The organism is Paraburkholderia sp. SECH4 (assembly GCF_030511745.1).
GTDB lineage: Bacteria > Pseudomonadota > Gammaproteobacteria > Burkholderiales > Burkholderiaceae > Paraburkholderia > Paraburkholderia madseniana.
In genome coordinates this window covers 29532-42285 of the sequence record NZ_JALOCP010000026.1, presented here as the reverse complement: position 1 = coordinate 42285, position 12754 = coordinate 29532, and the positions used below count along the sequence as shown (strand labels likewise).

Here is a 12754-nt window from a genome sequence, read left to right as displayed (position 1 = left end):
CAGCCAGTGCCGCTGCCTGTATGGCTCGGGCGTTTCAAACTAGCAGCGGCGTTTCAAACGCAAAACGCCCCGCATGGCGGGGCGTTCATCAAACGGCCTTCTGCGAGGCCTGCTTCGTTGCTCGCGGCAATCACTACCGCGTCGTCGCACGGCCCTCGGTATTGAGCCTCTTTTGCAAACTCAACGCGACAGCCGCGGTTTACACCGTTGCCATCGCATCCAGCGACTGCCCTTCGTACAACTGGCCAAAGCGGTTCGCGAGGAAGTCGCGCAGCGACACCTGTTCCTGACGCACGAAACCGCTTTGCGGCAGCTTCTGCTCACGGAACAGATCAAGCACCGCGCACATCGCGCCGGCCGTGGTGATCTGAATGGCGCTCATCGGCACGCCGCACACCGTCTTCGCGAAGATCTTGCGGGTGAAGACTTCCTGCACCAGTTGACCGTCACGCATACCGCTCACGGTGATGAACACCAGCACGACGTCTTGCGCGGTCGCAGGCACCGAGCGGCGCATGATGGTCTTGAGCGTATCGCGGTCGCTCGAAAGACGCAGGTCTTCCAGCAGGAACTGCATCAGGTTGCGGTGGCCCGGATAGCGCACCGACTTGTAGTCGAGCGATTCGACGCGGCCTGCCAGCGTTTCGCATAGCGTACCCAGCCCGCCGGATGTATTGAAGGCTTCGTATTCGGTACCGTCGAGCGAGAAGTGTTCGAGGCCTTCCAGCGGCTGCACCCACTGCGTGCGGCTGTCGCGGATCGCTTCGCACGGCTGGCAGTACTCGTTGATGAGACCGTCGACGCTCCACGTCAGGTTGTACTTCAGCGCGTTGGTCGGGAACTCCGGCAGCGCACCGACGCGCATTTTCACGTCGCGGATTTCGGTGAAGCGGTTCGCCAGTTCATGCGCGGCGATGCCGATGAAGCCCGGTGCGAGACCGCACTGCGGCATGAAGGCGTGATCGGCGTCGTCGGCGATTGCACGAATCGCGCTGGTGGCGCGCACGTCTTCAGTCAGGTCGAAGTAATGAACGCCCGCACCCTTGGCGGCCGAGGCCACGTTCACCGCCAGGTAATACGGCAGCGCGTTGATGAGCGCGTCGAAGCCTTGAATGGCGGCACGCAGCGCGGCGGCATCGGCGGAATCGACACGGCGGGTCGGGATACCCTGGGCGGCGAGCTTGTCGAGCGCGTTCTGGTCGCGGTCGAACGCGACGACGTCGTAGTCGCCAGTTTCGCGCAACATATGGGCGATGGTGTGCCCGATCAAACCTGCGCCAACGATGGCTACTTTCATGCGCTTCTCCTTGTTCTGTGTATGCTGTCTCCAGCTTTGGAAGTGCGCTGCGCTTAGGCGCTGCGCCCGGCGGGCTGAACCCTTGAGACACAGTTTAGGGAGAAGCAAAAACAGTTCATACACGCAAAATGCTGCGCTATGACTATGAACTTCGACGTTATGACGACACAATTAGTCGATATGTCGAAAACATGTCAAAACGGCGTAAAAATTGGGCAGCGGGATCACACCATGCCGCGGTCGATCTTGCGCGCAAGAATGATCGACGTGGTGGTTCGCTCCACCCCTTCCAGGCCGCCGATCTCGTCGAGCAGATCGTTGAGGCGGTCGGGCGAATCGGCGCGCAGCCACGCGACATAGTCGAACTCGCCGCTGACCGCGCATAGCAGTTGCACCTCGGGCATCTTGCCGAGACGTTTCTGCACCGCCGGGCCGTACTTCGGCGCAATGATGATGCCGACGTACGCCTGGATGCTCGAGTCGAGCACATCCTGGCCGAGCCGCACGCTATAGCCGCCAATCACGTTGCTGCGCTCAAGCCGGGCGATCCGGGCGATCACGGTGGTACGCGCCACATCCAGTTGACGTGCGAGGTTGGCGACGCTCTCACGGGCGTTGGCTTGCAACAGCGCAACGAGGTTGCGGTCGAGGTCGTCGAGTTGGTCGAGGCGCGGAGGTCTCATCGAGGGCGAAAGAAGTTGGTCGGTAGTGAAGGATTATCGCGCGTCCTGGGCATCGGGCGGCAGGCAGAGGAACCCCGAACCATGGCAACGCGATGACGAGCGGCTAACAGCGAGCGGGAAGCGGCACGCAGGAAGCAGGAAATGCGGCGTAACAAGGCAAGCGGCAAGATCACGCCCCGAATCGCTCGATCACGAAATCGATGAAGCTGGTGAGCTTGGGTGTGGCGCGGCGGTCGCGTGAGTAGAGCAGATGGACGGGCGCGCCTTCGGGCAGATAGTCCTCCAGCACCGACACCAGTTCGCCACTGGCGATCTCTCTCGCAAGCAGCGCCTCCGGCTGCAACACCAGCCCGAAGCCGCGCAATGCCGCAACCTTGAGCGCCTGGCCGTTGTTCGCCCGGAACCGTCCGGCGCGCAACTGGTTTTCGTCCGCGCCCTCGCCGCCTAGCCGCCACAAGCCCTCGCGGCCCCAATGCAGAAAGCCGAGGCATTCGTGCTGCATGAGATCGGCCGGCGTGCGCGGTATGCCGGCCCGCTCCAGATAGGCCGGCGACGCGCATGCGCGCATCCGGTAAGGCTTCAACGGCCGCGCGACGAAACTGGAATCCGGCAAGCGACCGATGCGCACCGACGCATCGAAGCCTTCCTCCACGAGATCGATCACGCGATTCGACAGATCCAGTTCGAGGCTCACGTCCGGCCACGCACTCAGGTAGTCGGTCATCGCCGGGGCAAAGACTTCGACGCCGTAGGTCAGCGGCACCGTCACCTTCAGCACCCCGCGCGGCGCGGCCGCCATGGCCTCGGCGAGCGACTCCGCCTGCTTGACGTCGGCCAGAATGCGCCGGCACTGCTCGTAATATTGCCGGCCGATTTCAGTCAGGCTCTGACGCCGCGTGGTGCGTGTCAGAAGCCGCGTCGCGAGCCGCGTTTCGAGCGAGCGGATGTGCTTGCCCACCATCGCCGACGAAATGTCAAAGCGCTCGGCGGCCGCCGTGAGACTGCCCGCCTCGACCACCGCAACGAAAATTTCCATGCTGACGAATTTGTCCACCCGCTATTTCCTGTTCGTTTCGGTTGTAAGCGTTTGTCGCACAAGAGCCGCATTGTAGGGATATCGTGATACTAATAGCGGCGACGGCGAAGTGGGCAGCCGGCCGCCTTGCGTCGCTATGCGAACGCGCGTTTGGCCGCTCGCCATGCTCGCCTTGTCATAATTCGAACAGACATCAGGAGTTTCGATGAAAAAAGCACTCGTAATGCTGGCCACCGCAGTCGCCATGAGCGGCGCGTTCGCACAAACTTCCGCACCGGCCTCGGCACCGATGGGCGCCCCGGCTTCGGCGCCGGCCGCCAAAGCAGGCCACGAGCGCAATGTCGAAGACCGCATCGCCTACCTGCACACGCAGTTGAAGATCACGTCGGCGCAGGAATCGCAATGGAACGCGTTCGCCGATGTCATGCGCAGCAATGGCGAGACGATGGGGCAGTTGTTCCAGCAGCGCAAGGCCAACACGAATCTGTCAGCGATCGACGACATGAAGCAATACGCGACGATCGCGCAAGCGCATGCGGACGGCATGAAGAAACTGGTCGATGCGTTCGATCCGCTGTACAGCAGCTTCTCGCCTGAGCAGAAGAAACTGGCCGACGTGACGTTCCATCAGGGCGGCCCTGAAGGCGGTCATCGTCACCATGGCAAGGGCGACGCCAAGAAGGCACCGGCCGCTGCCGAGTGATGCGACTCTGAAGCCGTAAGAGATTAGTTACGCGGTTGGTGGCGCGCGGCGCGGGTTTCCGCGCTGCGCGCGCGGTTCTTTTGCCAATGGCAAAAGAAACCGATCTTCAAGTGCATCTGGCATGATTGCGAGTACGCAGCGTCGGGGCGCAAGGTCCCGGCCAGGCTGTCCATATCTCCACTCCCACTCGCTTCATGACCGAACTCAAAAATCTCGATCTGAGTCACGATGCCGACGCCCAGCGCGTCGTCAAAAACGAAACCGTGCGCGTTGAATTCGCCGCTGCCGAAGGCGAACTGATGAGCCTGGAAGGCCCGAACCGCTATGCCCGCGGCGACGCGCTGATCACCGGCTCGACCGGCGACCGCTGGGTCGTCTCGCGTGAACGTTTCGATGCCAAATACCTGCCGGAAGACACCGCCCTCGCTCACGGCGAACCGGGCGCATACCGCAACCGTCCCGCCGTCGTGCTGGCCAAACAGATGAATGAAGTGTTTTCACTGGCCCGCTCGGCGAGTGGCGGCGACGTGCTGCACGGCGCGGCCGGCGACTGGATCATGCAGTACGCCCCCGGCGACTACGGCGTGGTGCAGGCCGCCCGCTTCGCGAAGGTTTATCGGCTCGCGGACTGAGTCACGGCCCATGACTCACAGCCTGTGATTTACAGCCTGTGACCCACTGCCGGTGGGTCGTGGCCGGCTGGGCGCGCTAAGCCCAGCGGCACTCAAGCCCGCCTTCTACCCAGGGTCTTGAGTCAATCGCTTCAGGCAAACTCGTCGCCGAGATCCACCGTCACATCGCGCGGCACCGCCTCGCCGTTCGCGTACTGTTCTTCAAGCGAGCCAATGCTCGCTTCGACATATGCACGCAGCACGGCGAAACTCCGACCTCGCAGCCGCGCCGGCAACGCGCGATAACGCGCCAACGCCGTCGGCGCAATCACCACGGTCATCACGATACGGCGCGCGGTTGCACCGAAACGCATGGCCACCCAGTGAATCGCCAGCGCAGGCGTGCTGTCTTCGCCCGCACGCTGGATGAACTGCGTCTGCTCGGGAAACAGATCGCTGATAACGCGCGCCAATTCCTCGAACTCGGGATTCGCGCAGTCGTATTGGTAAGCTTCTTCCATGAAATGTGCCGAAAGGATGAGCCTGAACGGCGTACCGCAAGGGTACGCCGAAAGTTAGAGAATCACGGATGGCCGGTGTAACAAGCGACCCACAAGCGGCTCACGCGGCAAGCGCCGGGCGACGGAACGCTCTGAACAACAGGCCCGCGACGATCACCGCCCCCAGCGCATACACGCCGTCCACGGCAGCGAGCGGCACGAGCTGCGCCTGGAACAACGCAGCCGGCACGTCGACCAGCGCATGCAACACAATCGCGAGCGGCAGGATTCCACGCCAGCCCGCCCGCAGCCCACGCCACATCAGCACCGACAAACCGATCTGGAACACCAGCGCGGCCACCCGTTCGAGCGCGAAAATGCCGGCCGTCTGCGGCGTCAGGCTGGCGAGGATCAGGTGGATGCGCATCACCGAGTCGGTCGGCAGATTGCTCAGATAGCCATCCAGCTCGCCGCGATTTTCGAAGATGGCGAACAGGATCCATTGAATCTGCACCAGCACGCCGACCAGCCAGGCTTCAGCGCCGCCGTGGCCGAGGCCATAGGTCAGCGCCGTGCCGTCACCCGTGCCCGCGGCGGACGCGGACTTCGCTGCCGCACGCTTGAGCAGCAGCCGCATTCCGATGAACCGCCCCACTTCCTCGCAGATCCCCGCCGCCAGCGCGCCATACACTACGAAGGCCAGCGGATTGGACAGGAAGGTCGCGGTCGCTTCGTTCCGATGCAGCACGTAGTCGTTCAGCGCGCGCTCGATCACCATCGCGAACAGCGCGAACACGGCGATGCCGGTGATCGCGTCGCGGGGGTTCAGCGCGAGCGGCCGGCGCAGACGGCGGTAGATCAGGAACGGTAAGGCGGCGATGAACAGCGTCGCGACGGCGAGGCTCGAGAGGGTAAGCGGTGCAACAACCATGGGTTTCCTTGCGAAGACCGGCGCGCACCCGCTGCGCGCCGCAGCCCGAATGATCGCAGATCAGCGCGAAGTTGACGCGCGGACGATCAATTCGCCTGGCAAGAGGCAGTCGCGCGCGGTGGTCTGGATCCCTTCGATGCGCTCATGGAGGAACTCGACCGCGCGGTAGCCGATCTCGTAGGTCGGCTGGCGGATCGCGGTGATGCCCGTCAATTCGGCCCATTCGGGATCGTCGATCGACAGCAGCGCGACGCGCGCCTGCCAATCCGCACCGTAGCGCGCTTTCAGATGCAGGGCGAGACACAGCGCGACGGGGGCGTTGGCCGCGAACAAGGCGATGCGCCTGCCTTTGCCGCCGGTGCGATCTATGGCGCTGCGTGTTGCGTTATCTGTCACGCTGGCCGCGGCGCCGCCAAGGTCGCCAGCCGCGTCAATTGCGCGGTCGAGTTCGGCGAGAGCGCGCTCGACGGCTGCCGGCTCCGCAAGATTCAGTACCAGCGTATGCCCGCGCGCGCCGCCCTTGCCGCCTTCGTCTTTGCCGCTAGGGCCGTGCGCGCCACTCGCGCCGCCCACGCCGCTCATCACCTCGCGAAACGCCGCCTCGCGCAGTTGCCGCGAACTGACTTGCTCGAAGGGCTGCACGACAAACCAGATATCGTCGAAACCGTTGTCGAGCAGATGCCGCGTGCCGAGTTCGGCAGCCGCCCGGTTGTCCAGCCCAACCATGTCGGCGACGAGCCCATCCACCAAACGGTCGACCAGCACCGCCGGAATCCCCCCACCGCCCACCGGCCGCAGCGTTTCCTCGCGCACGCCGAGCGCGTTGACGATCACGCCTTCCACGCGATACGTGGTCAGCAGTTGCAGATAGCGCCGCTCCATTTCGACTTCGTTGGCCGCGTGACAGATGAGCGGCATCAACCCGAGCGCATGGCAAGCGGCTTCCACGCCTTGCAGTACTTCGACGGAATACGGGTTGGTCAGATCGGCGAGCAACATGCCGATCAGGCGATTGCGGCCACGCTTGAGGCCGCGCGCCATCTGGTTCGGCTGATAGTTGAGGCGCTCGATGGCCGCCTCGATGCGCGCGCGCAATTCCGGCGACAGCACACTCATCTCGCCGTTCAGATAGCGCGAGATACTGGTCTTGCCCGTACCGGCTTCGCGCGCGACGTCGGTAATCGTCGCGCGGCGCGGGGCGGCAAGCGGCGTCGTGCTCATTTCTTCAACACTTCGCGGTTGACGATGTTGGTCGCGAGCGTTCCGTCGAGCGCGGCAGCGAGGTTTTCCGCCGCGTTGAGCGCCATCGCATGACGAGTCTCGTGCGTCGCTGAGCCGATATGCGGCAGCGCGACCACGTTGGCCATTTTCAGAAGCGGCGAATCGGTCGGCAGCGGCTCGGTCTCGAACACGTCCAGACCCGCACCGTGAATCGTGCCGTTTTGCAGGGCTTCGATCAGCGCCTGTTCATCGACCGTGGCGCCGCGCGACGCGTTAATCAGAATCGCGCTCTTCTTCATCGACTTGAATTCGGCCGCACCGATCATGTGCTTCGTCTCGGGCGTAAGCGGCACTTGCAGGCAGACGAAGTCAGCGGTGGCGAGCAACTCCGCCAACTCGACGCGGCGCGCGCCGTATGCCTGTTCCGCCTGCGCGTTCGCACTGCGGTTCGTGTAGAGCACCTTCATGTTGAAACCGAGCGCCGCACGCCGCGCGACCGCGCCGCCGATCCGTCCCAGCCCGACGATGCCGAGCGTCTTGCCCTGCACGTCGACGCCGAAATGCGCGGGTCCGATGCTTTGCTTCCACTCGCCCGCCTTCACCCAATCCGCGAGCTCGACCACGCGCCGCGCCGACGCGAGGATCAGCGAGAACACCGTATCCGCCGTGGACTCGGTCAGCACGTCCGGCGTGTGCGCGAGCACGATGCCGCGGCGCGTGAGGTCGGCAACATCGAACTGGTCGAAGCCCACCGAGATGGTCGACAAAGCCTTCAGCCGGCTTGCGCCTTCAAGCATCGCCGGCGTGATTTTCACGCTCGAACCGATGCCGCCATCCGCGTCCTTCAATGCGGCGACGAACGTGTCGTGCTGCGCGGGATCGACCTGCACGACTTCCGCATGCTGTTGCAGATACGCGAGCACATCCTCGGGCAGCGACTTCCAGGCGACGATCTTCTTCATCAGCTTATTTTCCTTGCAACGGTGTAGCGAGCGTGGCGCCCTTGCTCAGCGGCTGTGCTTGTGCCTGCGGTTTGACGATCAACGTCAGAATCACCGCGGCGATCAGGGCCACGCTCATGAACGCATAGGATGCCGCAGGCGTTCCGGTCGCGCCGTTCAAATAGCCGACTACGTACGAACCGACGAACGAACCGAGTGCGCCCATGCTATTGATCAGCGCCATCGCGCCGCCCGCGACGTTCTTCGGCAGCAACTCCGGCACGATCGCGAAGAACGGCCCATACGGCGCATACATTGCGCCGCCGGCAATCACCAGCAACGCGTACGACATCCAGAAGTGCGTGGAGCCGAGCGCGTACGACGCGGCGAACGCGATCGCGCCGACCAGCAGGAACGGCCACACGAACACTTTGCGGCGGTTGAGTTTATCCGATGCCCACGAAGCCGCAAGCATGGCGATCGTTGCCGCCAGATACGGCAGCGCCGAAAGCCAGCCGGTTTCGACCATGCCGAGCGTCGAACCGTTCTTCAGGATCGACGGCAGCCACAACACGAAACCATACACGCCGATGCTCCAGCAAAAATATTGCGCGCACAGTTTGATCACCGCGGGCGTGCGGAACGCTTCGCTGTAATTGCGCATCGGTTTGATGGCGGCCTGTTCGGCGCGCAAGGTTTCCGCGAGGTCGTCCTTCTGTTGCTGCGTGAGCCACGATACCTGTTGCGGCTTGTCCTGCACGATGAACCACCAGCACACCGCCCAGAGAATCGCGGGCGCGCCTTCGGCGATGAACATGTGCCGCCAGCCGAACGAGTGCACCAGATAGCCGGATACCACCGACATCCACAGCACCGTCACCGGATTGCCGAGAATCAGGAAGGTGTTGGCGCGGGAACGCTCGCTCTTCGTGAACCAGTTGCTGATGAAAATCAGCATCGCCGGCATCACCGCGGCCTCGACCACACCGAGCACGAAGCGGATCACCATCAGTGAGGGAATATTGCTGACCATACCGGTCAGCGCCGCGCAACCGCCCCACAGGATCAGGCTCCAGAACACGAGCTTTTTCACGCTGCGGCGTTCCGCGTATATCGCGCCGGGAATCTGGAAGAAGAAATACCCGAGGAAGAACAACGCGCCGATTAGCGACGACAAGCCCTTACTGATGCCGAGATCCTGGTTGATGCCGGCGGCCGATGCGAAACCGTAGTTCGCGCGGTCGAGATAAGCCAAGCTGTACGTGATGAATACGATCGGCATGATCGTCCACCAACGGCGAATCGCAAGCGATGAAGTCATGGGAGTCTCCTTTGTCGACCAGAGTTGGCGCTTTAGCGCTTACTCTGGTCCCATGCAGTTGCGGTCGACCAGAGTTGGCGCTTTAGCACTTACTCTGGTCCCATGCAGTTGCGGTCGACCAGAGTTGGTGCAAAGCACTTACTCTGGTCCCATACAAGAAAGTTGCTAACGGCTTCCCGAAGCAATGATGGGCGGTCATGGGGCGCTGTTCGAGCGCTCTTGCTGTTATCGAGCCAGCTAATACCGAATCCGGCTGAGTGCGCCGGGCGCGGCTCATCCGCAGTCAGGCCGCGGTGGCGACGCGCGGCACGTCGGCGCGTTCGAGCGCGTCGAGTTCGGCGCGGCTCGGCAGGCCTTCCGAATCACCGATCACCTGAATCGCCAGGGCGCCAATGCGGTTGCCGCGCGCGACTGCTTGCGGCAATGTCCTGCCTTCGAGCAACGCACTGACCACGCCGACGGCGAAACCATCGCCCGCGCCGACCGTGTCCACCACCTTCGCAACCGGCTGACCGGCGATCACGGCGGCATCGTCGGCGGTGCGGAAGTACGCGCCTTCTGCGCCGAGCTTGATGATCACGCCAAGCGCGCCCTGGTCGAGATAAAACCTGGCGATGTCATCCGGCTGTGTGTAACCGGTCAGAATCTCGCCTTCGCCGATGCCCGGCAGCACCCAGTCGGCCAGTGCGGCGAGCGCATTCAAACCTTCGACCATCGCGGCGCGCGAGGGCCACAGCGTCGGGCGCAGATTCGGGTCGAACGAGATCGTCTTGCCAGCGGCACGCATTTCACGCGCCAGATGGAACGCGAGTTCGCACGAACTGGCTGAGATGGCCGGCGCCACACCTGTCAGATGCAAGTGACGCGCGGACAGCACGTAATCAGCCACGTAGTCAGCCAAGGACAGATGGCTCGCCGCCGACCCTTTGCGGAAATACTCGATGGCCGGATCACTGCCGTCGTCGTTCTTCGACTTCAACTGGAAACCGGTCGGGTAGCGATCGTCGGTGGTCACGCAGCGCTGGTCGATGCCTTCTTTCGTCAGCGTGTCGCGCACGTACTGGCCGAACGAATCGTTGCCGACGCGGCTCATCCAGCCCACCTTGAAACCGAGGCGCGACAGGCCGATCGCCACGTTCAGATCGGCGCCCGCGACGCGCTTGGTAAATTGCCCGACACCGGCGAGCGCGCCTGTTTCGGCGGCCACGAACATGGCCATCGCTTCGCCGTAGGTGATGACGTCGAGTGCTGCGTTTGTGTTGCTCATCCTTCGCTCCTGCGTGTTTCTGCGTGTTCCTGTTTGCTGCCTGTTTTTTGCGTGTGCCGCCTTGCGTGTGCTGCTTTGCTTGCGCTTCTCTGCATGCTTCCACCCGTACCGCGTGTACTTCTCCACACGCGCTTTTTGCCGGACGTTTTTTGGGTACCGCTCTCTCAGGTCCTGCGCGCCGCTTACGCAGCGGCCAGCCATGCGACGTAGTGCGCTGCGTCCGCATCGATACGGTTCGCATCGAACGGAAATTCAATGCCGCGCGGCACGTGGCGCGGCAGCTTGTCGAGCACCGCGGCGAACTGCGTGTCGCCGGCGGCCGGCGCGGCCGGAAAGCGCCGCGCGCCCTCGCCCACCGTCGTCTTGCAATGGATGTATTCGACATGCGCAGCCAGCGGCCCGGCGGCATCGAGCGGCGCGACATCGCGCCAGGCCCAGTTGCCGATGTCGAAGGTCATGCCAAGCAGACCAGCGTGGCCTTCACGCTCCAACGCATCGAACAGGCCGGTGAATTGCGCCAGCGAACCGCCTTCAGCCAGTTGACCGTTTTCGACGACGAGCCGCACGTCCGCGCAGCGCACGCAATCGGCGATCACTGCGGCGTTAGCCTCGGCGCCAAACCCGCCGAGTTGCAGCTTCACGAAGCGCGCGCCCAGCGCGATCGCTTCTTCAATCGAGACGCGCAGTGCGTCGGCGTCGAGCCTGCCATCCGGCGTGTACAGCGACGCGGGTGTCGAGTAGACGGACCACAGCCCGAGGGCCGCAATCTCCTTGCCGAGCGCGCGTAACGCCTGCGGCGCGGCGTCGGCTTCGTCCGCGAACAGTTCGCGACGCACTTCGAAGCCCGTGGCGCCGGCCTGTTTGCTCGCGTCGGCCCACTTCAGATGACCGTGCGTGCGAACCGCGTCCATCCCGAATGCGCTTGCGACGATCACCACGTCCACCGCGTCAGTCATGTCGAATTTACTCAAATCTGTCTCATGATCGGCATTTGGAACCGGTTCCAAACACGTTTCGAAAAAAAGCGCCGAGGCGCTTGCGATGCCCGAATAGTGCGCCGGACGAGGTGTCATGCACCATAGTGGAAATCCCCAGGAAACCTTGATCAGGGTCCGTCCGCAAGGCACAGCGCGAGGAACTGTTCGACCACCCGCGATGGCGCACTCGCATGCGGCACCAGAATCGACAGCCGCCGTGTCAGCGGCTCCGGGCTCAACGAGAACAGGCACAGCGCGCCGTCCTCATGCCGCATCGACATCGCCGAGACGAAACCGATGCCCATGCCTGCCCGCACCGCCTCCTTGACGCCTTCGACCCCGGCAATCTCCAGCGCCACGCGCATCGGCACGCCCGCCCGGGCAAAGGCTCGCTCGACGATCTGCCGCACGCCCGACCCGGCTTCGCGCAGCACCAGCGGATGCGGGCCGAACGCCGCCAGCTCCGCCCGGCCGCCGTTGATATCCGCTCGTTTTTCTACCGCCCCCGGCGCTGCGCCTTCTAGCGCTCCTGCCGTTCCGCTTTCTACCGCTCCTGACACTCCGACCCCGTCCGCCCCATCTGCCGCAACAGCCCTGCCCGCGCCACCCGCCAACGCCAACGCCACCGCCAGCGGATGCGTGCGCGGCATGATCGCGACGATCTCATCCTCACGCCACGCGTGCACCGCGGTATCCGGTGGCAGATCCGAGCCGACCGGACCTTCGATCATCGCGATATCCACCGAGCCCAGCGCACCGACGATCTCCGTGGTGTTGCCATCGGCGGTATGCAGCGTCACGTCGGGGTAGTGGCGATGAAAATCCGCGATCAGGTACGGCAGCAGATAGCTCGCCGGCGTGGTGCTTGCGCCGATGCGCAAGGTGCCCTGCTCGAGGCCGCGCAGCGCGTCGCGATACGCATGCGCCTGTCGCCACGTATCGCGCAGCCGGGTCGCATAGCTGGCGAGTTGCTCGCCGGCGGGTGTCAGGCGCACGCCGCGCCCATCGCGCAGGTAAAGCGGCTCGCCGAATTCGTCCTGCAACTGGCGCAATTGGCCGGATACCGCCGGCTGCGATAGATGCAACGCCACAGCCGCCCGGCTGATGTTGCGATGCTCTGCGACAGCTGCAAACGTTATAAGTTGGTCCGGGGTCATGGCGGGCTAAATATCCGTTGAACTGATACTTCACATTCTAAATCACGATTTTTCATATCGATATATCTAATTTAGGATTGGGCCTATCGAATCAAGACAGTCATAGGAA

General features: G+C 63.6%; 12 protein-coding genes and 1 pseudogene. 2 read left to right on the top strand and 11 right to left on the bottom strand.

Features of this window, described 5'->3' with window-relative positions; all coding sequences use genetic code 11:
• Nucleotides 1–199: 199 nt before the first annotated feature.
• The 3 genes from M0D67_RS28690 to M0D67_RS28680 all read right to left on the bottom strand — a co-directional run bounded on the left by M0D67_RS28690 (nucleotide 200) and on the right by M0D67_RS28680 (nucleotide 3034).
• Complete coding sequence (locus tag M0D67_RS28690) at nucleotides 200–1297, bottom strand: saccharopine dehydrogenase family protein (protein ID WP_154563783.1); 1098 nt, start codon at nucleotides 1295–1297, stop codon at nucleotides 200–202.
• Between the two features lie 224 nt (nucleotides 1298–1521).
• The gene (locus tag M0D67_RS28685; RefSeq protein ID WP_054039581.1) at nucleotides 1522–1980 is read right to left on the bottom strand and encodes an Lrp/AsnC family transcriptional regulator; all 459 of its coding nucleotides are present in this window, start codon (nucleotides 1978–1980) and stop codon (nucleotides 1522–1524) included.
• Nucleotides 1981–2149: 169 nt separating this feature from the next.
• Entirely contained in the window at nucleotides 2150–3034 is an 885-nt protein-coding gene (locus tag M0D67_RS28680) for a LysR family transcriptional regulator (protein WP_168435843.1), read from the bottom strand.
• A 187-nt stretch (nucleotides 3035–3221) separates the two neighbouring features.
• On the opposite strand from M0D67_RS28680, the pseudogene M0D67_RS28675 reads away from it, so the two are divergent.
• Both M0D67_RS28675 and M0D67_RS28670 read left to right on the top strand, forming a co-directional pair.
• Nucleotides 3222–3738: pseudogene (locus M0D67_RS28675) on the top strand (Spy/CpxP family protein refolding chaperone).
• Between the two features lie 175 nt (nucleotides 3739–3913).
• Nucleotides 3914–4351 (top strand): PGDYG domain-containing protein, encoded by a 438-nt coding sequence (locus M0D67_RS28670; RefSeq protein ID WP_154563781.1) that lies wholly within the window; start codon nucleotides 3914–3916, stop codon nucleotides 4349–4351.
• A 131-nt stretch (nucleotides 4352–4482) separates the two neighbouring features.
• Here the strand turns inward: M0D67_RS28670 and M0D67_RS28665 are convergent, their stop codons facing one another.
• The 8 genes from M0D67_RS28665 to M0D67_RS28630 all read right to left on the bottom strand — a co-directional run bounded on the left by M0D67_RS28665 (nucleotide 4483) and on the right by M0D67_RS28630 (nucleotide 12645).
• Nucleotides 4483–4851, bottom strand: a complete 369-nt coding sequence (locus M0D67_RS28665) for a DUF3022 domain-containing protein (protein ID WP_154563779.1) — start codon at nucleotides 4849–4851, stop codon at nucleotides 4483–4485.
• Nucleotides 4852–4951: 100 nt separating this feature from the next.
• On the bottom strand, nucleotides 4952–5761 hold the full coding sequence (locus tag M0D67_RS28660) for a YhfC family intramembrane metalloprotease (RefSeq protein ID WP_154563777.1): 810 nt from the start codon (nucleotides 5759–5761) through the stop codon (nucleotides 4952–4954).
• A 60-nt stretch (nucleotides 5762–5821) separates the two neighbouring features.
• Complete coding sequence (locus tag M0D67_RS28655; RefSeq protein WP_154563775.1) at nucleotides 5822–6982, bottom strand: LacI family DNA-binding transcriptional regulator; 1161 nt, start codon at nucleotides 6980–6982, stop codon at nucleotides 5822–5824.
• The gene (locus M0D67_RS28650) at nucleotides 6979–7944 is read right to left on the bottom strand and encodes a D-glycerate dehydrogenase (protein ID WP_154563773.1); all 966 of its coding nucleotides are present in this window, start codon (nucleotides 7942–7944) and stop codon (nucleotides 6979–6981) included. Before M0D67_RS28650 ends, M0D67_RS28655 begins: the two co-directional genes overlap by 4 nt.
• A 4-nt stretch (nucleotides 7945–7948) precedes the next feature.
• Nucleotides 7949–9244, bottom strand: coding sequence for an MFS transporter (locus M0D67_RS28645; protein WP_154563771.1), 1296 nt, complete (start codon nucleotides 9242–9244; stop codon nucleotides 7949–7951).
• A gap of 283 nt (nucleotides 9245–9527) precedes the next feature.
• Nucleotides 9528–10511 carry a sugar kinase gene (locus tag M0D67_RS28640; protein WP_154563769.1) on the bottom strand — a complete coding sequence of 328 codons (984 nt, stop codon included), beginning with the start codon at nucleotides 10509–10511 and terminating at the stop codon, nucleotides 9528–9530.
• Nucleotides 10512–10693: 182 nt separating this feature from the next.
• Entirely contained in the window at nucleotides 10694–11467 is a 774-nt protein-coding gene (locus M0D67_RS28635) for a sugar phosphate isomerase/epimerase (RefSeq protein ID WP_154563831.1), read from the bottom strand.
• A 149-nt stretch (nucleotides 11468–11616) separates the two neighbouring features.
• Nucleotides 11617–12645, bottom strand: a complete 1029-nt coding sequence (locus M0D67_RS28630) for a LysR family transcriptional regulator (protein ID WP_266240619.1) — start codon at nucleotides 12643–12645, stop codon at nucleotides 11617–11619.
• Nucleotides 12646–12754 lie beyond the last annotated feature (109 nt).